The organism is Parabacteroides sp. PH5-46, from assembly GCF_029892785.1.
Taxonomy (GTDB): Bacteria; Bacteroidota; Bacteroidia; order Bacteroidales; family Tannerellaceae; genus DFXE01.
In genome coordinates, this window is record NZ_JARXXA010000007.1 from 1 (window position 1) to 25,276 (window position 25,276).

The 25,276-nt window shown below is 35.7% G+C and carries 27 protein-coding genes and 2 pseudogenes; 15 read left to right on the plus strand and 14 right to left on the minus strand.

Annotation, left to right across the window (positions count from 1 at the left end; translation table 11 throughout):
- Positions 1-118: 118 nt before the first annotated feature.
- From M2470_RS08850 to M2470_RS08860, 3 genes and pseudogenes are all read left to right on the plus strand, one after another.
- Positions 119-208: pseudogene (locus tag M2470_RS08850) on the plus strand (DNA-binding protein); the annotation flags it as partial.
- Positions 209-463: 255 nt separating this feature from the next.
- Positions 464-748: a DNA-binding protein gene (locus M2470_RS08855; protein WP_280746388.1), complete on the plus strand. Its 285-nt coding sequence runs from the start codon at positions 464-466 to the stop codon at positions 746-748.
- A 7-nt stretch (positions 749-755) separates the two neighbouring features.
- The gene (locus tag M2470_RS08860) at positions 756-1,049 is read left to right on the plus strand and encodes a helix-turn-helix domain-containing protein (protein ID WP_280746387.1); all 294 of its coding nucleotides are present in this window, start codon (positions 756-758) and stop codon (positions 1,047-1,049) included.
- 70 nt (positions 1,050-1,119) lie between these two features.
- On the opposite strand, the gene M2470_RS08865 is transcribed toward M2470_RS08860, so the two are convergent.
- From M2470_RS08865 to M2470_RS08880, 4 genes are all read right to left on the minus strand, one after another.
- On the minus strand, positions 1,120-2,334 hold the full coding sequence (locus M2470_RS08865; RefSeq protein ID WP_280746386.1) for a site-specific integrase: 1,215 nt from the start codon (positions 2,332-2,334) through the stop codon (positions 1,120-1,122).
- Between the two features lie 431 nt (positions 2,335-2,765).
- Positions 2,766-3,704: a HipA domain-containing protein gene (locus M2470_RS08870; protein ID WP_280746385.1), complete on the minus strand. Its 939-nt coding sequence runs from the start codon at positions 3,702-3,704 to the stop codon at positions 2,766-2,768.
- Positions 3,705-3,715: 11 nt separating this feature from the next.
- Positions 3,716-4,030 carry a HipA N-terminal domain-containing protein gene (locus M2470_RS08875; RefSeq protein ID WP_163318898.1) on the minus strand — a complete coding sequence of 105 codons (315 nt, stop codon included), beginning with the start codon at positions 4,028-4,030 and terminating at the stop codon, positions 3,716-3,718.
- Positions 4,027-4,251: a helix-turn-helix domain-containing protein gene (locus tag M2470_RS08880; protein ID WP_280746384.1), complete on the minus strand. Its 225-nt coding sequence runs from the start codon at positions 4,249-4,251 to the stop codon at positions 4,027-4,029. Before M2470_RS08880 ends, M2470_RS08875 begins: the two co-directional genes overlap by 4 nt.
- 369 nt (positions 4,252-4,620) lie before the next feature.
- Between M2470_RS08880 and M2470_RS08885 the strand changes: the two genes are divergently transcribed.
- Positions 4,621-5,499 carry a PhzF family phenazine biosynthesis isomerase gene (locus M2470_RS08885; RefSeq protein WP_280746383.1) on the plus strand — a complete coding sequence of 293 codons (879 nt, stop codon included), beginning with the start codon at positions 4,621-4,623 and terminating at the stop codon, positions 5,497-5,499.
- 124 nt (positions 5,500-5,623) lie between these two features.
- Positions 5,624-6,130, plus strand: coding sequence for a nitroreductase family protein (locus M2470_RS08890; RefSeq protein WP_280746381.1), 507 nt, complete (start codon positions 5,624-5,626; stop codon positions 6,128-6,130).
- 31 nt (positions 6,131-6,161) lie between these two features.
- Here the strand turns inward: M2470_RS08890 and M2470_RS08895 are convergent, their stop codons facing one another.
- On the minus strand, positions 6,162-7,019 hold the full coding sequence (locus tag M2470_RS08895; protein ID WP_280746380.1) for an AraC family transcriptional regulator: 858 nt from the start codon (positions 7,017-7,019) through the stop codon (positions 6,162-6,164).
- 82 nt (positions 7,020-7,101) lie between these two features.
- On the opposite strand from M2470_RS08895, the gene M2470_RS08900 reads away from it, so the two are divergent.
- From M2470_RS08900 to M2470_RS08945, 9 genes and pseudogenes are all read left to right on the plus strand, one after another.
- Positions 7,102-7,890: a PhzF family phenazine biosynthesis protein gene (locus tag M2470_RS08900; RefSeq protein WP_280746379.1), complete on the plus strand. Its 789-nt coding sequence runs from the start codon at positions 7,102-7,104 to the stop codon at positions 7,888-7,890.
- A gap of 452 nt (positions 7,891-8,342) precedes the next feature.
- On the plus strand, positions 8,343-8,600 hold the full coding sequence (locus M2470_RS08910; RefSeq protein ID WP_280746391.1) for an RteC domain-containing protein: 258 nt from the start codon (positions 8,343-8,345) through the stop codon (positions 8,598-8,600).
- 152 nt (positions 8,601-8,752) lie between these two features.
- Positions 8,753-9,109, plus strand: a complete 357-nt coding sequence (locus M2470_RS08915; RefSeq protein WP_280746377.1) for a helix-turn-helix domain-containing protein — start codon at positions 8,753-8,755, stop codon at positions 9,107-9,109.
- A gap of 303 nt (positions 9,110-9,412) precedes the next feature.
- A pseudogene (locus tag M2470_RS08920) lies at positions 9,413-10,039 on the plus strand (BfmA/BtgA family mobilization protein).
- Positions 10,040-10,042: 3 nt separating this feature from the next.
- Entirely contained in the window at positions 10,043-10,987 is a 945-nt protein-coding gene (locus M2470_RS08925) for a DUF5712 family protein (protein ID WP_280746376.1), read from the plus strand.
- 19 nt (positions 10,988-11,006) lie between these two features.
- Complete coding sequence (locus tag M2470_RS08930; RefSeq protein ID WP_280746390.1) at positions 11,007-11,414, plus strand: GNAT family N-acetyltransferase; 408 nt, start codon at positions 11,007-11,009, stop codon at positions 11,412-11,414.
- A gap of 332 nt (positions 11,415-11,746) precedes the next feature.
- Positions 11,747-12,031: a helix-turn-helix domain-containing protein gene (locus M2470_RS08935; RefSeq protein ID WP_280746375.1), complete on the plus strand. Its 285-nt coding sequence runs from the start codon at positions 11,747-11,749 to the stop codon at positions 12,029-12,031.
- Positions 12,028-12,306, plus strand: a complete 279-nt coding sequence (locus M2470_RS08940; protein WP_280746374.1) for a DUF3876 domain-containing protein — start codon at positions 12,028-12,030, stop codon at positions 12,304-12,306. The genes M2470_RS08935 and M2470_RS08940 overlap by 4 nt, the downstream gene beginning before the upstream one ends.
- Positions 12,307-12,319: 13 nt before the next feature.
- Positions 12,320-12,601 (plus strand): helix-turn-helix domain-containing protein, encoded by a 282-nt coding sequence (locus M2470_RS08945; protein ID WP_280746373.1) that lies wholly within the window; start codon positions 12,320-12,322, stop codon positions 12,599-12,601.
- Between the two features lie 67 nt (positions 12,602-12,668).
- Here the strand turns inward: M2470_RS08945 and M2470_RS08950 are convergent, their stop codons facing one another.
- The 6 genes from M2470_RS08950 to M2470_RS08975 all read right to left on the minus strand — a co-directional run bounded on the left by M2470_RS08950 (position 12,669) and on the right by M2470_RS08975 (position 18,777).
- Entirely contained in the window at positions 12,669-13,748 is a 1,080-nt protein-coding gene (locus tag M2470_RS08950) for a hypothetical protein (RefSeq protein WP_280746372.1), read from the minus strand.
- Positions 13,745-14,656 carry a hypothetical protein gene (locus M2470_RS08955; protein WP_280746371.1) on the minus strand — a complete coding sequence of 304 codons (912 nt, stop codon included), beginning with the start codon at positions 14,654-14,656 and terminating at the stop codon, positions 13,745-13,747. The genes M2470_RS08950 and M2470_RS08955 overlap by 4 nt, the downstream gene beginning before the upstream one ends.
- Positions 14,649-15,329 carry a hypothetical protein gene (locus M2470_RS08960; RefSeq protein ID WP_280746370.1) on the minus strand — a complete coding sequence of 227 codons (681 nt, stop codon included), beginning with the start codon at positions 15,327-15,329 and terminating at the stop codon, positions 14,649-14,651. The genes M2470_RS08955 and M2470_RS08960 overlap by 8 nt, the downstream gene beginning before the upstream one ends.
- A 221-nt stretch (positions 15,330-15,550) precedes the next feature.
- Positions 15,551-16,777: a site-specific integrase gene (locus M2470_RS08965; protein WP_280746389.1), complete on the minus strand. Its 1,227-nt coding sequence runs from the start codon at positions 16,775-16,777 to the stop codon at positions 15,551-15,553.
- A gap of 400 nt (positions 16,778-17,177) precedes the next feature.
- On the minus strand, positions 17,178-18,443 hold the full coding sequence (locus M2470_RS08970; RefSeq protein WP_280744818.1) for an ATP-binding protein: 1,266 nt from the start codon (positions 18,441-18,443) through the stop codon (positions 17,178-17,180).
- Positions 18,444-18,645: 202 nt separating this feature from the next.
- Positions 18,646-18,777, minus strand: a complete 132-nt coding sequence (locus M2470_RS08975; RefSeq protein WP_255490626.1) for a hypothetical protein — start codon at positions 18,775-18,777, stop codon at positions 18,646-18,648.
- A gap of 172 nt (positions 18,778-18,949) precedes the next feature.
- Here M2470_RS08975 and M2470_RS08980 point away from each other — a divergent pair, with 172 nt between their 5' ends.
- Complete coding sequence (locus M2470_RS08980) at positions 18,950-20,197, plus strand: hypothetical protein (protein ID WP_163274255.1); 1,248 nt, start codon at positions 18,950-18,952, stop codon at positions 20,195-20,197.
- 29 nt (positions 20,198-20,226) lie between these two features.
- Here the strand turns inward: M2470_RS08980 and M2470_RS08985 are convergent, their stop codons facing one another.
- From M2470_RS08985 to M2470_RS08995, 3 genes are read right to left on the minus strand one after another with little or no spacing between them, the layout of a single operon-like run.
- Positions 20,227-21,078, minus strand: a complete 852-nt coding sequence (locus M2470_RS08985) for a hypothetical protein (protein WP_280744817.1) — start codon at positions 21,076-21,078, stop codon at positions 20,227-20,229.
- A gap of 1 nt (position 21,079) precedes the next feature.
- Positions 21,080-24,730, minus strand: a complete 3,651-nt coding sequence (locus tag M2470_RS08990; protein ID WP_280744816.1) for an ATP-binding protein — start codon at positions 24,728-24,730, stop codon at positions 21,080-21,082.
- The gene (locus M2470_RS08995; protein ID WP_163274313.1) at positions 24,714-25,274 is read right to left on the minus strand and encodes a hypothetical protein; all 561 of its coding nucleotides are present in this window, start codon (positions 25,272-25,274) and stop codon (positions 24,714-24,716) included. The genes M2470_RS08990 and M2470_RS08995 overlap by 17 nt, the downstream gene beginning before the upstream one ends.
- Positions 25,275-25,276 lie beyond the last annotated feature (2 nt).

The window sequence follows — 25,276 nt, forward strand, 5'->3', positions numbered from 1 at the left end:
AGATAAAGATACTAATTCTTGCAGATATAAACAAGAAATAATCAAACTAATATATTGTCAATCAAATAAATGAAATGCTTTTAAGGATAGACTAAATAATGAAGATTTCGAAAAATGGATGCAAAAGTTATCCAAGAAATTGGACGATATAGGTCAAGACCTGAAATCGTTCATCAACACCAAAGAGGTATTTGACGGAGATGAGGAATGATTCTGCATTTTATGTTTTAAGCAGAATAAAGCAAATGATGAAGGCTTGCTTTTGGTTTACGCCTCTTGTAAATAGCTCCGCATTTAGAAGAAACTGGACTTCGTTCTGTTCTTCCTCTTACCCTGCGGGGCAAATTCTTTAGTAACTGAAACAATGCCATAAACTCCCACTTAAAGCCACTGGTCTCGATTTCTCAAAACCTCTCACTCCTTCATCTATATTTGTCGACAGAACGTATAAAACCGAATGAATATGGATATTATCGCAATAGAAAAAGAATCTTTTGATTCCTTCAAAAAGAAACTGGAACGGATAACCTCATTAGTTCCAAAGCAACCATCCAATAATACTCTGTGCATAGAACAGGAGTGGATAGAGGGCAAAGAACTGGCTGCTTCTCTTAATCTGCCGCCTCGCCGACTACAACATCTTCGGGAAAGTGGTACACTATCATTCTCTACCATCGGGAAGAAAATCTATTACCGAATTTCCGAAGTTAAACTCCTGTTGGAACAAGGCAAAATCAATTCTAAATAACTTTTCCATGCAACTATATACCAATCAAGATAGCCAGGAACTATTGCAAGCATTAAACAATGCTTTGCCTTATATCGAACACATCCTGAAAACGCATAAGCCGTTATTTGACGGTGAACGTTATCTAACAAGCGAGGAGCTCTGTTCTATTCTTAAAATATCTCGACGCACTTTACAGGATTACCGGAAGAACGGAGTTTTGCCATTTATCCAATTGCCGGGAAAGGTTCTGTTTCGTGAATCGGATATTCGAAAGGTTTTGGAAGAACGGTTTCGTCCCGCTTATGATGGTTCTTTATAAGCGTTGTTCTTAGGTTATCTGAACGGCTGAACATTCGTGAATGAGTCAGCCGTTTCTTCTTTCATATAACCTACTTCGCAAAACTTTCTTTTACCCCTTGCATATCCCGGAGAATACTTTGGTCTAATACCTTTGCATAACGTTGTGTCATTCGGGTATTCGTATGTCCAACCATTTTTGCGATGTTTTCCAACGAAACATTATTAGCCAGTGTAACCACTGAGCAGAACGTATGTCTCCCTGTGTGCGTGGAGAGATTCTTTTTAATTCCGCAGCAATCGGCAATTTCTTTCAAGTAAGCATTACACTTTTGATTGCTTAATACGGGTAGTAAAATACCTCTCTTTTGGCAAAGCGGATGATCTTTATATTTCTCAATAATCCCCAATGGAACATCAAGCAATGGTACGTTACACATGATTCCGGTTTTATGCCTTTCCTTTCGTATCCATAGGTTTCCGTCATTATCAGCAATGATATGTTCTTCTTTTAATTCGGATACATCTATGAAGGCGAGTCCAGTATAGCACTGCACTAAAAATACATCCCGCACCAATTCCAATCGTGGAATCTCAAATTCTTTTGTGCGAAGTGTTTCCAGCTCCTCTTTTGTAAGGAACTCTTTGTGTACTTCCTTCTCGTGGAAACGGATATTGCCGAATGGATTCTTTTGTATCCAATCGTAGTTTACCGCAATGTTTAATACCTTCTTTACTACCTTCATGTAACGAATAACTGTATTTTCTTGCAATCCCTTTTCGGCTTTTAGAAAGTGGATGTAATCATGAATCATGCCGTTGGTGACTTCTTTTAACGGAATATCTTTCCGCTGATATTGGGTTACACTCATTTCCCGAAAATACTTCAAACAAGTATCAAAACGGGAGATCGTTACTTTTGCATAATCCTTTCCGATCAACTCCCTACATTTGTCGTTATGCTCCTGAAATACCTGAAAGAACATTTTGTGCTCTTCATCCAGTCCGAGAAATTTCCGCTTGATTTCCATCGGATTGATTAGTTTGCCGTCTTCCTCCATCTTTCGGTGGATTTCAAATAGGCGAAGTTTCACCGATTCAAGGTAGCGGTTAATCTCTAAAGATGCAGAATCCTTACCTGTACAGCGCTCTTTCGCTTGATTCCAAAGGTTAGGCTTTACGTCACGTTTAAGTTGCATTTCGACCAACTGTCCTTCAATGGTGATGCGCAACATGATTGGTGTATCACCTGTTTTCTTCAACTTTGTTCTTCTCACAAAGAAAAGCACATTAAAAGTCTGTTTCATACTCTATAAATTAATGGTTTAAAGATACTTGAACCATGCTAAATAGAGAACATTGAACTCTAAGACAATCAGTGACTTACAGTGCTATTCGTGGTCATTTTTTTACGTGGATAAAATTGACCACGATTTAGCCCGAGGGAACTGCTTGATTTTGCTAAAAATGGAGGATTTCTTGGAAAAAGAAAATCCCTGAAATGTTTTATTTTCAGGGATTTACCAAATTTGAAGTCTTTTAAAAGTGGTGCCACCAGGAATCGTCATTTTGATTTAAGTGGCTGTATTTCTTATAGATATATTTTCAAAAAAGAAGTAATCTCCCGCTATTGCTCCACCAAATTTTTGCACTACTTTGCGGCGAAATTCTTCACATCACATTTCCTATTACAAATATACGAGGAATCGTCATAATTTGGAAATTTATGAGATTCTTTTTATGCGTTCAATATTGCAGACCTATTCTGAATAAGTTGCTTATACTCTTCTTTCATCTGTTCAGGCAAGAAAGATATATCTATAAAATCATACCATTGAGGTAGTATCTTCCTGAATTTCTCATATACATTTTCAATCGTCTTTTCATCTACTTTAAAGGATTTCAGAAGATTATCGAAGTCAGCCCTTTTCAGTTTCCGTTTTTTACCGTTCAAGGTCAAAGCCAGTTCTTCATTATCTTCCGGTATAACTAATTTAGTAGATAACAAATCATAAGCAGGAGCAAAGGTATATTCGCCTGTACCTTTGTAAAGAGAGAAATTTTTCAAGTGCATATCTGCATTTCCTGTCAAATAGCAAAATAGTAGAACTTCAAAATAATTAATCAAGTCCAATACAGGATAAGCTGAATACTCTATAATTTTTTTTGCTATTTGTTCGTGCGAACCTTTATATTTCTGTTCTGTTAGCTTCTCCGTCAACTGACACATATCTTCCATTGGTATTTTTTCACCTTCTTTATCTCGGTCTATCCGTTTTGTAATATAAGCCAATGAACCATCCTTGAACCGTATTAAGGAATGGGGAACGGTTTTTATCTTTGTCAACTCAGCCAAATGCATGGTTAAATCCTCATTTTCAGGAAGATTATCATATTCTTCGGTTTGAGGTTTTAGGATATAACCACCCCATAAACCGACTATTGTAAAACGCTTTTCTCCGCTTTTCTCTTTTTCCAAATCAACAGATAACTTCGGCTGTACTCCTGTAATCGTTATTTGCGAACGAACAACCTCTAAAGCTAACGATTCTATATCTGCTTTGCTATATGGAAGAACAGGAAGCGTTGCTGTTCCAAATATTTTCTTTGAACATTGCGGATGAAAATCAGTTTGCCCTTCGTCAAGCGACTGATAACAATATAAACACCTTTGCATAATACTCATGATTAAAGAGGTTGAACACTCACAGCACCGATACAATCTTTACAGCAGGCAAGCAGCAAAGACATTCTATCCCGATTGTTTATTTTCCAGTTCTTTTCGGCAATATCTAATAGCCACCCTTCGGGTATCAGTCCGTCAAAGAATGGATGCAATACATTACTTAGATAAGGCTTATCTGTCAGTGGTAAAGTTAAGCTGATAGCTTCTGCCTTTTCACTGGCTAAATAATCAGAATCATACTCAAACTTATATCCGTTTTCGTCTTCTGTCAGAATGCCTGCAAATGTACTGTACATGTAAATTTGGGCTTGTTTCATGCTTCTATCAAATTAGTTCTGTTCATTGGTATGGCACCGAGTTGCATACCAAACAGTTTTAATACTTGGTTTACTTTATCCATTTTCAGGGTTTCTTTCCCTTGTTCCAGTTCACGCAAGAAACGAAGCCCTACACCCGCTTTTTGTGCAAACTCTTCTCGTGATAGCCCAAGTGCTTTACGCTTGGTTTTCACATACTCATTCAATGGCAGATCATTCATATTCGATACCTTTTCGGGTACAAATATAAGAATATTATTCAATAAATACCCGAAAGGGTGCTAAAAAGGTAGGTAAAGCAAAATAATACCCGAAGAGGTGCTAACAATGAGGCTGCATAAAATATTTCTTGAAGTACAAAATTTGATTTTTGACTATTGAATATCAGGACTTTAAGAAAGGAAAATAAACAATAGGTAACGATTTAGAAATGAGCGAAAGACTTTGGTCTGCTTTGTATTTCCATTGTTTCAAATAACACCACAAAGATAGTGAAATATACATTATTAGAGAAAATAAATACAATTAAATCTCGGTTTTAATGTGTATGTTTGCCAAATATTCAATCCTTAGAAATAAAACCCATTAAGATGAAACAATTTGTATATAAAAAGATAAATGCTTTTTCTACAATCAAATCTGGCGGAAATCCGGCGGTTTGTCTTTATTTGGATAAAGAGCAGCAACTATCCGAGGTTGAAATGTTATCCATAGCTAAAGAACATAAAGGTTTTGCTTCGGAAGTTATTTATTGTACTCCTTTGTGCGAAAATTCATTTCGGCTCAAATACTACTCTTCAGAATGTGAAGTTGAATTTTGCGGACATGGCACAATTGCGTGTATGTATGAGTTGATAAAAAATAATGAAACGTTGATAGCCCTGCCAGTAATTACAATCTTTACCAATAAGGGCGAATTGATAGTTTATAACGAACTTGAACAGCTTAATGCTGTATTTATTACAGCACCTAAACCACAACATCTTATATTTTCTGCAAAACTGGATGATATTACAATTAGCCTGAATATTTCTAAAGATGAGATAAACTATAACTATCCCATTGAACTAATAGATGCAGGACTTCGAACATTGATTGTTCCTGTAAACAGCTTAGAAAATGTGATTGGAATGCATCCTGACGAAATAGAATTGAAAGAATTTTGCCTGACTAGTGGAATAGATATTATCCTTGTGTTTACAACATCTGTAACTGACATGAATAATATTGCAAGAACAAGAGTATTCGCACCTAAATTCGGCTACCTTGAAGACCCTGCTACTGGATCAGGTAATTCCGCATTTGGTTATTATATGATAAAACAACATCTTTGGCGTGGTAATCCTATTTCTATCGAACAAAATGCAGAACTTAACGATTATAATATTGTCAAGTTAAAAACCGTAGCAGAAAGAGTATTGTTCGGTGGAAGTGCGGTTGTTAAAATCGAAGGAAAATATTTCCTGTAAGAGTTTTCTATCTACATATAGACAGGTAATTTATGTCAAAATCAGACATTAGAAACGAAAATAAATACAGTTTTTCGCTTATATTTATGTGTAATTTTGCCTGAAACTATTAACAATGAATCATATGAATTTTTTGGAACTTATTAGAAAACGTAGAGCAATACGACAATTCGATTCTAAAGAAGTGGAGCAGGAAAAACTGGATTATATATTGGAATGTGCCAGATTTGCCCCTTCTGCTGTAAATATTCAACCTTGGCTTTTTTTCATCGTGAAAAGTGAAGAGAAAAAGAAAGATTTGCAAAAAGCATATCCCAATAGGTGGATAGATTCAGCTCCTTTTTATATTGTGGCTTGTGCTGATTCAGAACAGTCATGGAAACGCTCATATGATAGTAAAAACCATGTGGACGTTGATCTTTCTATTGCCATTGAGCATATTTGTCTTGCAGCAGCGGAACAAGGACTTGGAACTTGTTGGGTGTGTAACTTCGATCCAATTATTTGCTCTCAGGCATTGGAGTTATCAGAACATATACATCCTGTGGCAATAATACCCATAGGTTATCACAGTTCAGTAGTAAAGCCCCAAGTTCGGAAGCCAATTAAGGAAATCGTAAAAACAATATGATTAAAAAAGTGAGGGAAAGAAAGTGTAAATTCTAATCTTTCTTTTCTTCACTTTTATTCTGAACCAATCTAAAACTACCCGGACTAAGCCCTCTATACTTTTTGAATAGCTTATACAAATGGCTTTCATCAGTAAATCCAAATTCATTAGCTATCTCATTAATACGCATATCACTATACAATAGTCTGCTCTCAATCATGCTTAGTTTATAGTTGATTATATATTGTTGCAGTAATACGCCTGTATGTTTCTTAAAATAACGACCAAGATACAATTCAGAAATACTAAAGGAAGATGAAATATTTTTAGCAATTAGCTTTTCGGGATTATGGATGTTAGAGTGGATGTAGTGTATGATTTCCATTATTCTTGAATCAGAATAATTATTTATTGTTTCAGGTAAAGAGAGCGATAAATTTCGGGCAGCAATTATTATCAATGTGTTTACTAATTGTCGAATAAATTCTTTATCATATAAATCTGTTTTTTCATTCTCGTTAAGGATTGCTTCAACAATAGGTCTTATCAGCTGAATATCTGTTTTGTTTTTCAAGATACATCCACAATACTTGTCTGCATTGTTAAGGATAAATTTCAATCTTTTAGCACTCTCACTTGAAAGTGCATCAGAATTGATATGGTTTTCATGGAAGCGAACAATGAAAAATTCCGTCTTGGTCTCTACATCAAAAGCATGATGGTCTTTAGGTGTGATTAAAAAGAAATCCCCTTTACGATACCCGAACACATTACCATTTATGTTTTGTGTCCCTGAGCCTGAAAGAATATAAAGTAGTTCAAAGAAAGAGTGTCCATGTACATCCAATGGACATTGGTTTGTATTTAAGTAAACGATCTCGTAAGGTTGAAGCAGATTAACTTTTTTCATAGCACAAAAATACACTATTTCAACAAATAAATACAAGTTGAATATCTGTTTTATGTATATCTTTGCCTTAAAAATAGTTATTATGGATAAATATAAGCTATATCAAGTCGATGCATTTACAGAAAAGTTATTTGGAGGAAATCCTGCTGCGGTTTGTCCGCTGAATAAATGGTTAGATGATAGCCTGTTGCAAAAAATAGCAATGGAAAACAATCTTGCCGAAACAGCATTTTACGTTAAGCAGGATAACCAATACGAAATTCGTTGGTTTACTCCTAATGTCGAAGTCGATTTATGCGGACATGCTACATTGGCGGCAGCATACGTCCTGTTTTATCATGAAAACCATGCAGAAAACACTATCGTATTTCATTCTCCCAGAAGTGGTGAATTGAGGGTAAGTAAACAAGCGGATAGATTGATGCTTGATTTTCCTGTTGATGAATTTTGTGAAATACCGATATCAAGTGAAATAACAAGCTGTTTTGACAGAATGCCTATTGAAGTATATAAAGGCAAGACAGACTATATGTTGGTGTACGAAGAAGAAATAGACATCACCAATATTAAACCACAATTTGAATTTATTGCGAAGCTAAAAGCAAGAGGCGTTATCATTACAGCAAAAGGTAGAAGTGTCGATTTTGTTTCAAGATTTTTCGCTCCCCAATCAGGAATAATCGAAGATCCCGTAACAGGGTCAGCCCACACGACTTTAACTCCATACTGGGCAGGAAAACTAAATAAAACAGAATTGTCCGCCTTGCAATTATCTGAACGTAAGGGATATCTATATTGTGTACTCATAGGAAAAAGGGTAGAAATAAGTGGACAGGCTAAATTATATTTGAAAGGTGAAATTTTTATTTAGGAAAATTTCACTAATCATTCAGCATAAAACAGGACTTCGGTCTGATTATTAATATTCACTTTAAAATTTTATGCTCATGAATGAAATCTTAAAAACGAGGTTTTTCAGTCTATTGTCTGAATCCTCACAAGTCACAAACGAAGAAATGCAAAGTGCCTATGGAAACTTCATCCAACATGTAAAGGCGGTTAGTTCCGAAAATGATTACGCTGCAATCTATCGGAATTTGAGTAATACTCGTATTGAGTTATCAGCCTTAGAACTCCTAAATCGGTACGAGCAGGGGGGAAAATGCCCTGAAATTTGCCTATCTACAAAAGGCTTTAGCCATTGTCAATGCTGAATTAGAACTACTTAACCTCAAAATTCAACATCCGAAACAGTTTTATCAATCCAACCAACCAGCGTTTGAATCCGAACTATATATAATCCCTAAGTCAAAAGACTTCGGGATTGTTGCTTTAGCGGAAATCGTAATCACCCTTTTCTTTTCAAAGAAAGTATTCCAACGGAACGGAAAACCCGCACACCTGAACCAAATTGCAGATGCTTTTGAAAAGGTTTTTAATTGTAGTTTTGGCAGTATCTATGACCAACAGAAAAAGGTATTCGACCGTAAACCATTCAATCGGACAAAAGCCCTCGACTTCCTGCGTAACCTCATAATCCGAAAGGATAAAGAGGACAGAAATAAACAAGATGAAAAATAACCGTTTTGTAATATATTAAATACAAGTATGTTACAAAAAACTTTCGGGGGAGTAGTTAACTACTCCTCTTTTTCTGTTTCTCCATTCTGCCGAGCTTTGCTTCGTCAATGCATTGGATATAAGAAGTATTAATCTGTAAAACGAAGCAAATCATGTATATCAATAATGAAGATTTTGAAATGTGGATGCAAAAGCTATCCAAGAAATTGAACGATATAGGTCAAGACCTGAAATCGCTCATCAACACCAAAGAGGTATTTGACGAAGACGAGAAACTGCTCGATAATCAAGATTTAGCCTTTCTCCTAAAAGTATCTTACCGAACATTACAGCGGTATCGTTCCAGTAAAAAACTACCTTTCTTTATGATTGCCCACAAAACCTATTACCGCACTTCTGATGTTCGGGAGTTTGTGCGAGCGCACATGGATTTTCAAACCTATCAGGATTTTGAAAAGAAGCACCCAAAGCCCAAAGACAAGGATAAAAAAGACGAAAAAGAGGAATGATTCTACTTTCTATGATTTAAGCAGAATAGAGCAAATGAAAGAGGCTTGCTTTTGGTTTACGCCTCCTGTAAATAGCTCCGCATTTAGCAGAAACAACTTCGTCTCTCGGCTCTGCCTGTTTCGCTAAATTAAGCAAGAGGGAACTGGACTTCGTCCTGTTCTTCCTCTTGCCCTGCGGGTCAAAGCCTTCGGCTTTAGCGGTTTAACATAAACCGCTATAATTAGTCCAATAATTAGCCTTTTGTGTTTATCGCTAATTATCAGACTTTTAATGACATGAAATTCCATTAAAAAGTAATTATCATGAAAGATGAAGCCCCAAAGATTATATATACTACTGTTTCCATAGACAAGGAAACAGGACGTTTAGTAGAAAAGATATGTAAACGCTATTCGTTGAAAAAGAGCGAAGTTGTAAAGCTGGCATTCCTGTATCTGGATAAAGCACATATTAACCCTGCGGATGCTCCCGAATCGGTAAAATCAGAACTTGCCAAGATTAATAAACGGCAGGATGATATTATCCGCTTCATTCGCCACTACGAAGAAGAACAACTCAACCCGATGATACGAACAAGCCATTCAATAGCCGTTAAGTTCGATACGGCTGTCGGAATCCTGACGGAAAAAGTAAATTTAGAAATAAACACCTCAAAAGATAACCTTGTCAATGTACTGAAAAAGTTGGACGAACATTTCGGTAAAATAGCAGTAGTAATAAATAACCAGTCCGCAAGCCTTGATAAACTATCTGCTACTATTGACAATCATTCCAGGACGATTAATAGCTAAACCCAGGTACAACAAAGGAATAATCAGAAGCTATTGAAATTAATCTCCCTGTATTCGGAGCTTGCCACTTGTGGAGTAATGGACGGCAAGCGTAAAGAGAGCCTAAGAGCCGAGATTAACGACTTGATAAACGAGTAACCCATGAATATAGATTTCCCGCCACCGTCCAAAGGCACATACAACAATGCAGGCAGTAGCAGAAAGCTATGCAACTATTTAGAACATGAGGACTTAGAGCGCATGGAGCAGGGAATCTATACCGAAGGATTCTTCAACCTGACAGATGACAATATCTACAAATCACAGGTTATAAAAGATATAGACAGCAATATCGGGCAACTTATGAAAACGGATGCCAAGTTTTATGCTATCCATGTCAGCCCATCGGAAAAAGAACTTCGGGCAATGGGTAACACCGAACAAGAACAAACCGAAGCCATGAAACGGTATATCCGTGAAGTGGTTATTCCTGAATATGCCAAGAACTTCAATAAAGGACTATCGGCAGATGATATAAAGTTTTACGGCAAGATACATTTCAGCCGGGACAGGTCAAGTAACGAACTAAATATGCACTGTCATTTGATTGTCAGCCGTAAAGACCAATCCAACAAAAAGAAACTATCTCCACTTACCAATCACAAGAATACCACGAAAGGAACGGTTAAGGGTGGTTTTGACAGGAAGAACCTGTTCCAACAAGCAGAGCAAGGATTTGATAGGCTATTCGGCTACCAACGGCAATTAACCGAATCCTTTGAATACTACAATACCATGAAGAACGGAAGTATCTCTGACCAACTTAATATGCAGGAACGCCAGATTTTCGATGAAAGAAAAAATACAGATATGCAGACTGGCTTGTATGCAGATAAGCAAGGCGAACCGAATGAAAACAAGGTTGCATATAAACAAGACGACAACCTTTCAAACGATATTGAAAATAAGCAAAGTTTCAATCTCCCTGATTTGGGTTTATCCTCTGCATTAGGTTTGCTTACTCCTGAACCGAATAATACAGAAGAACAACAAATTCCCGTGAAAAGAAAAAAGAAGAAACCAAATAAGAGAATAAGAAGAGGATAAAAAACTATAAATGAATACTATGTGCGAATATGAAGAAATACGGGAAGCAATAGATAGCTACCTGATGGAGCAGTTCAGATACCGCCGTTCCTTTGTCCGGCTTACACCTGATAATATCGTAACCACCCGAAGAAATAGCCGGATAGACCTCTATTTGCGTATCAGGAGAATAGAAAGCCTATTTCCGCCCAATTGCCTTATTATAGCCCGAATCGGCTTTCAAAAAGAACGCATAGGGCATGGCTCTCATTTCGTCAGGTTTTTAGCAGAAATAGCCATAAAATATGGTTTTAAGTATATTGGAATTGAATCAACCAATGAGAAAAGCAGTTCATTTGCCAAGAAATTGGGTTTCTACTCAATAGACGGTTTAAACTATGCAATATCAGTGAAGAATCTCCTATCATATTTTCAAGATAAGAGATAGTATAATTCTTTATTTATTTGATTTACAAAAGTACATTCCGGTAATAGAACGCCAACACCAAGCCGCAAGCGGTTTTTAGAAATTTCTTCCTTTTCATGCTGAAAAGAGTAAATTTCTAAAAAGTGTTGTCTTATCTATTCCCTGCATGAATGAGATGTATATCAATTAAAAAAAGAAAAAAATATGTGTAGGGGATTAAGTATTTACGCCAGACACAGCCACTTTCAGCCATTGCACCCCATTTCGTAAAACCTGCCTGAAATCTACTTTCCTTTGCCTGAAAATCATTGCAATGAGAATAATTTCAGTAATCAGTAAAAACAGATTTTAATATGGATATAGTAGCAATCGAAAGCAAAACGTTCGAACAGATGAGAGGACGTTTTGAGGATTTTGCCCGACAGATAAAAATCCTTTGTGGGGAGAATCAGGATAAAGAACAATGGTTAGGCAACGATGATGTTTGTAGCCTTCTGCAAATATCGCCGAGAACATTACAGTCATACAGGGATAACGGTATTCTGCCTTATTCGCATATTGGGCGTAAATGTTATTACAAGGTATCGGATATTGAGAATTTAATCAGTCAGTCACAAAGAAGCAAAGAGCAAAAATGAAAACAGAAAATGTCAATTTAGATAGGTTGGTTGGTAATTGGGAGAGCATAAATTTGAATCCGACAGTTATTATATACCGAAGCGGAGAAAGCTATTTACTTAGTGTTATCCACATGAACGAAACAAGCAAACAGGCAAGCCCTGCTACCTACGAGATACAGAAAGATGAAGACGGCTTCTTTATCAACTATAACCTGAAACGGACGGCTATCAGCTATGATATAAAACTGGGTATATTAACTATCTCCGCATTGGGCGACTATATACGGAACTAAAAAAGATACAACAATGGAAATATTAGATAAGAAATCAACGGAAATAACTTCTTTCTTCACGGGATTGGATGAGTTACTGGATACTATCGGGCAAGCCCTTAAAAGCCGAACTCCACACCTGAATGGAGAAAAACTCCTGTCAAACCGTGATATCTGTCGGATGCTTCACGTTTCGTTCCGGACGTTACAGGATTGGCGGGATACTGGCAAAATCCCATTTATTCAGATTAAGGGAAAGATTTTGTATAAGGAATCGGAGATACTGAATTTGGTAGAAAATAATATCATTAAGTAAACAAAATCTATACTAATAAAGCAATTGAAAAGACCTGTAAGAAGTAGCTTGTAGGTCTTTTCTGTAACTATTTGAGAAGACTATTGTAGACTTTTCTTGCATTATTCCAGAATTCACTCGCTTTTTCTCGTTTAAATGAAGTAGTTGGTGCATAATATACTTTTTTATTACCTTTAGTACCTTCTATATTTCCTGTATTAATAACCGATACTTCAAATATTTTAGGACTACCTTTGAATTCTGCTTTTATAATTAGTAAAGCAGAAGTTCTAATGCTTTTGAATTCGTAGGTCATTGCAGTAAAGACACAACCGCTATTTTCTGCTTGCCGAACAAATGAATGTTCCCTTAAATTTCGACCATCCAAAACCGCTTGGCTAATTCCACCTAAGTCCTTTTCACTTACTTCCTCTAAGGTCTCTTCCTCTCCCTCTTCTTCTATCTCTAGAACATTTCCTCTTCTCTTAAATGTTAGCTGTTTGATATCTAACAAAGCCCATTCTTTTTTGTCAAAACCCTCTTTTGCTAATCTATCAAAAAAAGTAATAACATCTTGCTCTTGTAGGTCATCGATTTTCAATGTCGCTATTTCAGCAGATTTTGCTCCAATAACCATTTGCATGAGTTTTAGAACCTCTTTCCCGTCAGAAGAACTGGAACCATCAACTTCTACTTGCCAAGAACCATCAGGTAAATTAAAGAAAAAGAATTCTGTATTATATTTTTCGCCTTGTAAAAATTCAATTTTTCCCGACTTGTGTTTAGTATATTCAATTTCGCCTTTACAACATACTATTTCCTCGCTTCTTTTCTCTCTAGACAATGTCTTAAGTTGATAGCCTTTTGATTGCAATTGCCCATATTCTCTCAAACGATTATACAAAGATTCTAAATCAAAATCCGTGTCTTTAGGCTTAATAGTAAAACCACTTAGAGATTGCTTATTTGATGTTTGGTACGAGGCTTCCCTTATTTCCTCTAAATCAGACAATTCGTATAATAGGGATGAGAGTTCTTTTACTAAATCATCCTTACTGGCATTAGTTAAAATAAGACCTCTTGATTGAGCAAACTTATTGATAAAAGCTCTCGTTTGTGCACTAAGAACTTCATAAATATCATATGTGGGAGGGTATTTTGTTATCATTTTATATTCGTTATAAATGCAGGCAATTCTCGACAAGAATCCATATCTTTTATTTCAAAGTCAATATTATCTTCTTTATACAGTTTTATTATATCCGGTTCTATTTTACGGAATTCTTCATCTCTGTGATATTTATATATAATCAATTTCCGTGATTCATCTATAAATAAAAAGGAAAGCAAAACTGATTTTAATAGCCTAAATGACTGCGTGTTTAACTCTCCAAAGTAGAAGACTATATTCAATTCAGCTCCTGAATTATCTTTAGATTGTCCCAGTATGAATTTTGAAAAAATATAGTCTAAAGATAAAATAGACGTCCTTTGAACTGCTCTGTTATTTATAAATGAGGAAGGATAATAAAACTTAAATTCATTAAAATCTTTAATCACCGAATGTATTGAGCAAAGTTTAGATATTAAGTCATTATCAATTATATATATCTTATTAAAAATAGAACTTTTTAAAGGTTTGGTAGATACTGTAATATTTTCAACCATTTCTCGAAAACGAGGACGAAAAGATTTATATTCATCAGTGTTACTAAACCAAATGAATATTATACCAATTTTCAAATCTGATATTTCTTGAAATATAGGATGTCTATCAAAGAGTTCTTTAGAGCCTCTCAATGTTGATATCTTTAAATTCAATCTATCAACCCAAGCTTGTAATGCTGATTGACTAAGACTAGTTGTCAAATAACATTTAGCTTCAATTATCAGACTTTCTGGAATATCTTTAGCCGGATTTTTTATACTGTACAAACAGTCAATCCCATACTCCACGTTGTCAGTACCCTCAACATCCATACCACTGTCGCCAATTTTTTCCCATGAAAGCAGATTTAATAAGGCTATAGCCTGTTGAGTCCAAAGTTCTCCCTTATATTGTGAATCTTCACCCATGTATATTGTCTTTTATGTTTTCTAATATAGGATAAAAATCATCTTCTTCACATTTTATACTTAGTGTATTTGAAGAGATAATTAAATAATAATCTTTCTGGCTAACGATATTGATTGAAACTTTCAATACGTCATTTGCATAACTATTGATAAGCTCTTTACCTATAACTTGATTTGATATTTTTGCTATGTATTTTCCCAGAACTCCGTCACTATATTTAAAGTTTTTAATAATAATTTCTTCAATATTAAATGATTGATTATTACATGAGATCTTTCTCATAATATCAACAGGAGTAAAGCCAAAATCATTATAAGAGAGAGGGGTTTCAAGAGTACTTCTTAACGCACTTTTTATCTTATTATGATTTGCATTTGCTCCAAAAGAGTACAATAGGTTTTTATTAAAATCCATACAGAATGGAATTTTCTCATAAATAGGTATTTCAATTTTTTTTAAATCATTTATATCTGGATTAAAACCTAGAATAGACGTAATAGTCCGTTTTATTAAAGTAGAATATAAAATGCCTTCATTGATTTCAAGATCAGAATAACCAATACCATTGTCTTCTGTGTATTCTATATCTTTTAAGATATGAAATATGTCTTCCATAAGAGAATTGTCTTCTATAGAAAAACGACTGAACATTATGTTGGTTCTCTTTTTCATAACTCCTTGATTTTCTACAAAGATACAATCTTTATAGAAATATAAATAATTATTCCTAAAAAAATAGACATATATAGTCTTGACTTTCAGGCAAAACATTATATCTAAGACTCCTTATTGTCGATTTCTCCATATTGATTTCCTGCAAATAGCATTTTGAAGTAAAATAAAGGTACTAAATTTAAGAAAAAGCACCTTTCAACCCTTTTAATATAGGAATATTACAAGGATGTAGAAACGTTTCCAACTTTCTGCATATCGTTCAGAATACTTTGATCAAGTACTCGTGCATATCGTTTCGTCATACTGATATTGGAATGACCAAGCATTTTCGCAACATTCTCGATGCTTACACCGTTGGCTAGGCACACTGACGTAGCATAGCTATGGCGCGCTGTGTGTGTCGAAATTTCCTTCTTAATTCCGCACAAATCGGCGATTTCCTTCAAATAACTATTCATCTTTTGATTACAGGGTACAGGCAACAATACATTCCGTTTTTCACAAAGAGGACAGCCTTTATACTTCTCTATAATTGCTAAAGGTACATCCAACAGCGGGATATTACACATGTTTTTTGTCTTTTGCCGAGCCTTCCGAATCCAATAATTTCCCTCTCGGTCGTTTACTATATGCTCTGATGTCAGTTGCTTTACATCTATGAATGAGAGTCCAGTAAAAGCACAAAATATGAAAATATCACGAACCAAATCAATACGAGGCAACTCAAACTTTTTGTTTATAACTGTTTGCAGTTCATCCCAAGTAAGAAACTCCCGATTTACTTCTTTCTCATGAAATTTTATTCCCATAAACGGGTCTTTGCTTATCCACTCATTGGCAAGAGATAGATTAGTAATCTTTTTAAGGCACTTCATGTAGCGGATAACGGTATTTTGAGCACATTCTTTTTCAGTTTTCAAGTAGAAATCGAAAGCCCTAATGAATTCTCCGTTCACATCTTTAAGCGGAATATCTTCTTTGTCGAACTTTATTTTTATAAGTTCAACTAAATAACGTTTGCAACTTTCGTAACGGCGTACAGTTATTAAAGCGAAGTCTTTACCTACTAATTGCCGGCATTGGTCGTTATGCTCTTGAATGGTAGCTATAAGGGTTCTTGGTGCTTCCTTCTCTTCCAATCCAAAGAACTTATCCCGGAGAATAATTGCTGTAATGGGTAAACCTTCCTGCCTCAAATCGGAATGAATATTATACAACTTGATTCGAGCTTCTTCAATAAACTTGTTTAAGTCGTTTGACTTGCGGTCTTTGCCACGAGAACATTCTTTCGCCTGATTCCAGAGGGAAGGACTAATACTTTTACGAATGTTCGTTTCAGCGCGGACATTGTTTACTGTAATTCTCATACATACAGAGGCTTCACCATTCTTCAATAGTTTTGTTTTCTTTAAGAAAAACAAAACACTAAATGAATTTCTTTCCATCATTTTTCTACTTGTTTTAAGTGATACAAAATTATGAAAAAGTGGAGAGAGTTTCGCTACGCAACAGGCTGACAGTCAATGCCAATTAAGGTCAAAAGGTGGAGATAAATATCTCCTGAGTTTGCTCCACCTTTTGCTCCACCAGAGTAGGTCGAAATTTGCTGTTTTTTGCGTAGTGGGTAAAAATGAAAAACTCCCGATATTCGTTGAATATCAGGAGTTTACTTCTTTTTGCTTTCTCTAAAAGTGGTGCCACCAGAAAGAGAACTGTTATTGTATCTCTATTGATAGTCAACCTTTTATGTTTTCTTAAATTTGGAATCCCACACGATTTAGCACACGATTATTTTTCATCGTTCTGCTCGCTATGAGCATGGTGCTTGTACAAAGGTACAAATTATTATAAATTTAGAAGCCATTTCCATGCAGGAATAACTTCAATTGTGTTACCATCTATTTCCAACATCCGTTCGGTATCGCGGGTGATAATCATCAACTTTTTACACTCTAACACACTCGGAAGTTTCAATAATGCTTCAACCTCTCTATCAAATGTACCATCGCTATTGTCAAGGTCATAACACGCTTGAATAGCAATAGCTTCATCAGGGATATAAAAATCTACTTCAACTCCTTTATTGTAGAAAAAAACCGCATCATTGCGTCCATATTTACGCAACAGGTTAATAGCTATCAAATTTTCCAATAACGAAGTATTTCCATCCAATAAGAAAAGATTCAGAATACCATTGTCAGTAAAATAATACTTTGGATTCGTTTCCTTTTCAACCAGCTTGCCTGCTATATTTTGTAGCGAAGAAATCAGCCAAGCATCTTTTGCATATTCTATATAGTTGATTATAGTCGTTTTGCCTACTTTCGCTCCGGTCGATGACACGATGTTGGTTACTCTAGAAAATGACACAGGCTGTTTTACGCTTTCGGCCAGTTTTTTGAACATGATACGCAAGGCAAACGTGTTGTCTACTGAATGACGGGTAGCAATATCTCCCAAATATATTTTTTGATAAACACTTGTCAAATAATCTCGTTTGGCAGTGAATTCTGCACTCTCTGGGAATCCTCCGAAATAAAAATAATCATTGAATTTTCTTAGAACTTCAGCCTTCCCTTCCGTTGAAAGCAAAGATTCTTCATTGAACTTGATTTCATTTGCAGTCAGAAATTCCTTGAAATTATATGGAAAAACATCTATGGGAATGTAACGTCCCCCAAGAATGGTCTGGATATCCTGACTTAACATTTTGGCATTACTTCCGGTAATATAAACCCGATGTTTGGTATCAGCCATACGGCGGGCGAATTTTTCCCAACCGATAATGTTCTGTATCTCATCAAGAAAAAGTATCGGCTTCTTTCCATACATCTCTAAATGGACTTCTAAAAGCAAATTCAAATCTTCCAAAGACATACCAACCAGACGTTCATCCTCAAAATTAACATATAGCATCTCATCCCACTGTACGCCTTGCGCAAGTAACTGCTGCATTCGTTGATAGAGCAAGAAAGACTTTCCAGCTCTTCGAATACCCACAAAAACGTAATTACCAAATTCTTCAAAGATGAAATCTCTTGGAATTACCTTGTATTTAGGCACTTCTATCTGATTGTCTGCAATAACTGTTTTCAGTATGTTTTTATCCATAATTATTCCGTCTTGTCAACAGGACAAATATAGTACATTTTCGTCTTGCAAACAAGACGATTTGATGGTTTTTTTCTTCTAATTTAAAGTTGGTATGTCTTAAAAAGCAATTTCATTCTACAGAGAAGGGCTTTACTTTGGAACTTATCGCAATAGTCCATCAACAAATCTTTGTTCAAATCGTCATTCAGATAATCCTCGTCTAAGCGTAATTCTTCCAACTCCTGTCCACTATAAACGGATAAAGATACAGCAAATCAAGCAATGCTTTTTCGGGTGTAGCAAACTGTATGGTACGACTGTCTGCCATTGGTTTCAACTCGTATCCGAACATCAGGTTATCTTTGACCCTTAAATTCCAGAAAAGTCTTTTTCTATTTTGTTTCTATTATGCTGCAAGTATAGTGCGTTTTGGAAATAAAATAAAATTCTTGTGATAAACAAACCTCTTCACCAAAGTCTTTCAAATTAGAAAAATGTAACTTTGCAGAATAAGAATTATTATCATGAATACTATCTCCGCACCAATACTTGATGGACTTATTACTAAGGCTCAATCTTGCCCTGATTTATTGAGTCAGACGGATAAGGAAGTTTTGTTATGTATATTAGAGAAGATGCAATGTGTTGCTATTTGTGGAAATGACGAACGCAGAGAGCTTTGGCTTACCACTGATCATGGCTCTATCGAGGATTTTGGCGATTACGATGATTATTTGGAAAATGAGATAGTGGAAAACAGAGATGACTTCGAAAAGATATGGAAAGAAGAGTATCCTGATCTAATTAAATGGTATCTCTTTTCTGTTACTCACTATAACGGGGAGTATTTCTTCTTTGTTGACAATAGGCTCACTCTGCATATAAAAAAGGAAGAACCTTACTCTACTGAATCACTCAACACCCAGCTTATTTCATGGCTCGAACAAACTGTTGATAAGTGTCTTGACTGGCTCAAAAAAGATACAGCCGGATATAATGAATATACCAATCAGCATCTCCCATATACAAAACGTACAGGGCGCATCCTCCGCCAACAATATTGGGATATTGACCCAGAAGAAAAAGAGTGGATGTTGAAAGGACTAACTAAAGATGATATTGATACGCTAAAAGCAATAGTAGAGTTATCAGAAGGTGATGACATGCTTATTACATCTGATAAAATGACCTCCGGCTTCTTTTTTAATTGTTGCAAGCTGGGATATGACGCGAATGGTTATTCGTACGATGCAAATCTATCCTTGCCTGATTTATATCGTAAATTTGCTGATGGAAGAGATTTTGTGCTTACTGAACTTGATATTAACTCCCCAAAAGCTTTCAAAGAATGGTTCGATAAACGCGAATGGCAATTCGGCCATCCATGGGAAGTTTGCCGAGGTGGAAATTCTACGCATATTTCATTGTATGTAAATAAGAGGGGAAATGGTTGGCAGTTATCTCTTGCTGGGAAAAGCAGTAGCCGAGTTGCTGAAACCGTTCGGTTTGCCATAGCTCTGTATAAAAACAATATTCCGTTTAAACTATGGGATGCTAAAGAGATTCTGGCAATGGTGTCCGGAACTGATTATATCGGAATTGTGCCGGAAGGGGTTACGCCAGTTTATTGTCAGTCCTATTTCCCCCAAGAAGATCATATTATTGATTTTATGAATTTGCCAGTGGAGAATAGAAATAGGGTAATTGAGGAGGCTTATTGGTCTTCAGAGAACGTGGTCAGGTTAGCTGAAAATTGTGAGTCAAATAAGTAGGAGCTTTCTCACAAATTATTAACCGACATCTACCTTATTAAGGCTTCTTGATCTAACCCTTTTTTATATGAATGTATTATCCTGACTAACTCAAGTAGTTTTTCGTTAGTAATTTCTTTGGTGTCAAAATGAGTAATTTGATTATTATATCTTTTTGAATTACCGTATTTTTCAATCAAAGATTCTATATTTGGCGGGATAAAGAAATGCGCCTTATCCCCTAAATGCTGGAAATATTCAAAAAGGAAAATCCGGATTCCTGCCAAATCAAAATCTCCGAAGTGCAGATATGGATTGTCAATAATTTGTAACCAGCGAATTAAATCTTTGTATTGATTCTGCGGATAACGGCTCACGAAAAGTGGTTTTATATGTTCAAACAAATAATGCTGTTTTTCTATCTGTCTAAAGTTTTCGGCATTCTCAACTCCGACAACCGTTACGCCTTTATCAATCGTAAAAGTCTCAAAGTCGTAGATAAACTGAAATGTTCCGGATGCAGGGTGAATAACAATCTGTTCATTGTTCAATGTGGCTGAAATTGGCTCATAACTATTTACCAGAAAGCCTTTGAAGCTTCTTACTGTACGGGCTTTTGAATCGGATGAAGCAAGGACAAGTTCAGATTTTGTTATTTCTTCTTTTTTCAATGCATCAACATATACATATAAATCATGTATCCCAAAGCGATTAGATAAGTATGTATAAAAACTTTGAGGATTACGCAATTGATAAACGCTTTTCATTCGTCCTTGCCGAATTTCGGTCAGAATGTTTTCCGCAAGTAGTTCTTTTACTTCAGGATATTTCATCTGACTTGAAGGCATTTTTTCGCCCTCAAGTAAACGCAGAAGTTTTTTGGCAAGACCTAATCTCAGCATCTCAGCTTATTTTTTTGATTAAACGATGCACAGTCGTCACGCTTCGCGTGTCTTTGCCTAATTTGTATGTGTATTTGTAATCGGTGGCATTGTATGATGTTGGTGAACTGTTTATCAGTAAGATATTCCGGCTATTGGCAAAATCCAATATCCCCTTGATGTTGGTCGGATGTAATTTTCCAATTTCGTCCATCATGCAATGTAATTTGAAGTCGTTGAATCGCTTCGAAGCATGCTCTTTGAATACATTCAACAGCATAATGTTTATCATAGCTTTTACCAACACATCCGTTCCGTCGGAACCAACATTTGATAGTTTTTCCACCCAACCGCTATCGTTGTCGTTTTCCACAATTTTGAATTGCAGTTCGAACGAATCGGACAGGGTTATTTTATCTTCTTTGTAGATGCCGATTTCTCGCACAAGCAATTTCAGCAGTTCTACTGATTTTCGGTTCAGACTTTCTCGGTTACTTGAGCTGAAGAGATTGTCTTCGCCGATTTCAAACGAATGTTCATCATTGAATTTCTTTATCTGCATCATCCATTGCACCACTTTGTTTCCACTATCAACAACTCGCAGTTCAATACTTTTGATAACGCCTGTAAAAATTCGTTCGACAAAGTCATCATTGATATTTTTAATAATCCGCTGAATATCACCCGAACGAGAAATGAGTTCCGTCGTTTCTTTTCCAATTTGCCGTATAATATCGGTATAAAGTTGATTGACACGCTGCTTGAATGTCTCAATTTTATCTTCTTCAATAAATTCTTGCAACTCTTCTGCAAATCGGACAAATTCTTCACTCTCAATCAAATGAGTTTTAAAGTTGAATATATTGTCTTCTTTGAAATTGCCAAGAAAACGGTTGATAGACTCTTTTAGGTCTTCATATCGTTTAATGGTCGTATTGTTGTTAACATACATGAAATTAATTAATTCCGAACAATTTTTGTCGGTCTTTTCCTGTTTTGTTTGTCCTTCTACGAATGTCCAGCAATCGGTCAATTTGAAATTTTCAACATTCTGAAGGTCAGTTTGCAGTTTTTCAATATTTTTTCCAAGAAGAGCGATAAGGTCGTCTATTTCTGTTATTTCATGTTTGATTTTTTCTTTTTGCAGTTTGTATTTGTCGGCTTCCGTTTGTAGCTGACTCTCCAATAATTGCTTCTTTGTATTGAAATCATCCGTTTTGTCGAAAAGTTCACGTTTATCTTTTTGATAATCGGATACCGTATCACGATTTTCTTCGATGTATTTCAATTCTTCGCCAATTTGAGCCAAGGACATGTCAATAGTAGCCAATCGCTTGGTATCAACGCCTTTTCCTAATAAATCGCTTTGTTGCTTTGCCTTCGCTTCTGTGAATTTGGTTTGGAATACCGATTCATTTTGGCGAATGGCTTCTTCTATGCATTTTGTTTTTTGTCGGACAGCGTCTTCTTCTTCCTGAATTTTCTTCGTTTTTTCTTTGTGCTTTTTATCTAACTTCTTTTCTATATCTTCTTTTATTTTACGCAAATTCTCTTCTGATTTACGTTTTTCTTCTATTAACTGATTGATAGCAAGAGTCAATTGTTGCAAAGCAGTTGCCTTTTCTTCCTCGGCTTTTCGCTGCCAATCGACAAGCTTTATTTCTGACTCTTCCTGTTTCAGTTTTCCCTGTTCGACTAATATTTTGTTCGTATTTATCGTCTCTTTCAGCGTTCTGATCTTAGGATTATATTTCTGCTTGATTTTCTCTAAATTGATTAACTGCGTTTTGTTTAATTCGTTTTGTAGCGTTTTGTTTGCTGCAATCTCTTGTTTCAGATTATCCTTTTCGACTTCATAATCCGATACGGTTTTTACCTCCCGTTCGATTTCGGATAAATCCAGACGAATCCCGTAAAATTCCAAATCAGCACCTTGCACTTTTTGGGGACTTAGCCCACCATGAAAGAGAATATCCTCGTCAATCACTTTACCAATGGTATTTTCCCATTCAGGGTATTCTTTGTTGAGCCACTCATAAAACGAGTCTTTGCAATCTTCCAATTTTTTGTCGATAGCAGAAATTTTTCGGTTCAGTTTTTCCAGCTTTTCTTCTACTTTTTCTTTTGAGGCATCATACTCCAAATGACAACTTTTTGTTTCCAACTCCCATTGTTTCTGAAGTGTTCCGATTTCTCCTTCCGCTTTCGTTCGGATGTTTTCTGCCAAACGGATTTTTTCTTTCCACTTGTCCGCCTCCTGTTTGCAAGTATTAATTTCCGACAGAAGAAACGGTTTGTGTTTCGTTTCAGCTTCTTTTACCCGTAAATCCTGAATATTCCGTCCTTTTTCTTCCAACAAATCTTGTGCTGCATCAAGTTCCTGTTGATATTTTTTTCTGATTTCATCGAAATAGACTTCATATTGTCCTGCTAAATCTTCTTTAAACTTTAAGAAATCAGCCTTGATACTTATTTTTTCTTTATTTCTGATATTATTGAAATCATTTTTCTGATTTTCAAACTGTTTGAAAATGGCTTCGTATTTTTGATTGACCTCCTCGAACTTTGATGTCAGCAACCGTTGTTCTTCTTCCAGATTTTGCTTGTTTTTTTCTTGTGTTCCTTTTTGAGAAACTCGACGCAGTATTTCGGTAATATTTAATCCTTTGTAATATTTTTCTTTCTCTTTAATATCTTCTAATTTATTGGCTAAGACGCTGATTTCTCCGTTCAACTTGTCCTTTTTGGACTGAAAGCGAGCATCTACTACGCTCTCCTTTTTCTCAACCGTTTGTTTTCTCTCAATTTCCGACTCTTGCTTTTTCATCTCTTTTGGAAGCATAATGACTGCACCTTCCCATGCGAAATTGAATTCCGCAGTCAATTCCGTCATTTCATGTTCCAAAAAACGAATGGAAGAAAGCGCATTTGTTATCCGTTCCGCTTGTTTACGGATAATAATTTCACCTTTTGCATTTTTATCCGACCATTTTCCAATGTCATTCAGTTTAGCCTCAAAGTCTTTCAGGTGATTGGCGTAATTCGTCAAATCAACTTCCACATCCTCTTCATTCAACGATTTGATAATGGTCTGTTTGATAAACTCGGCATCTAATTTAGAATTGAGGAATACATTCTGAATCGTTCGTGGAACGTTCTGATAATTCTTGCTTTCCAGCAATGCATATTTTTTGAATTCGGAACGAAGTCCTGCATTATTGCCGTAAAGAATATCCTTGTATTCTTCATAACGGTCTATTTTTCTGGTTGAACGAATGTTTTTTCCTAACGATTCCCGAATATAGTCCCAACTGCCAAATACTTGTCCGCTACTGTCAATAAAATGTTTTTTATCGTAAACCGTATCAAAGAAACGGAAACAAACACGCCCTTGTTGTTTGTAAGCCAATACGCAATAAGCTTCCGTCTCCTTTTCTACTTCGTAAATAATATAAGAGTTAATATATGGGAAGTAATATTCGTCAAAATTTTTCTTTTCGCGCGAAATGCCTAACTTTAATTTATCTGCATTATAAAAGAACAGAATTGCACGTAATAATGTGCTTTTTCCAACTCCCTGCGTGCCGATAAAATGGACATTTCCATCCAGGCTTATTTCCGAATATTTTACGGAAGCGCTATTGATAAATATGATTTTATTCAGGTATCTCATATTTTACTTCCTCAGGTATATTGATAGATAAAACCAACTGCTCCAAATAATGGAAAGCGGCTGTTACTTTATACATTCGTGATATGGGATTTTCCTCCTCCACGAAACCTTCTTTTTTCAAGATTTCCATTATTTTTTCGATGCTTTCATCATATTTTTCTTTTTCGGTATATTTTTTCAATCCCATCAATTTATCTTTCAATTCGGCATCTAAATTAAGGCGCACAGAGATATCCGAAGATGTAAACCGAAAACCCGAGCCGAACGAACTATTGAAACTCTTTACAAAATCAAGAATATCAATCCATTTCATTGCTTGCCGAAGTTTTCGTTCAATATCCACTTTGTTTTCCATGCGGACAAAATAAAAGTATTCATCTCCTCTTGTCAGAAAAAAGCGAATAGCCATAAAATAATCATATAACTCATCGAAGTTCTCATCAATCACAAGATATAATCGACGCAAATTCTCATCAACACTATTGGACGAAATGAATTGTCCTTTACTTAGTATTTCGAATATTTCTGCGGTTTGTTTAATCATTG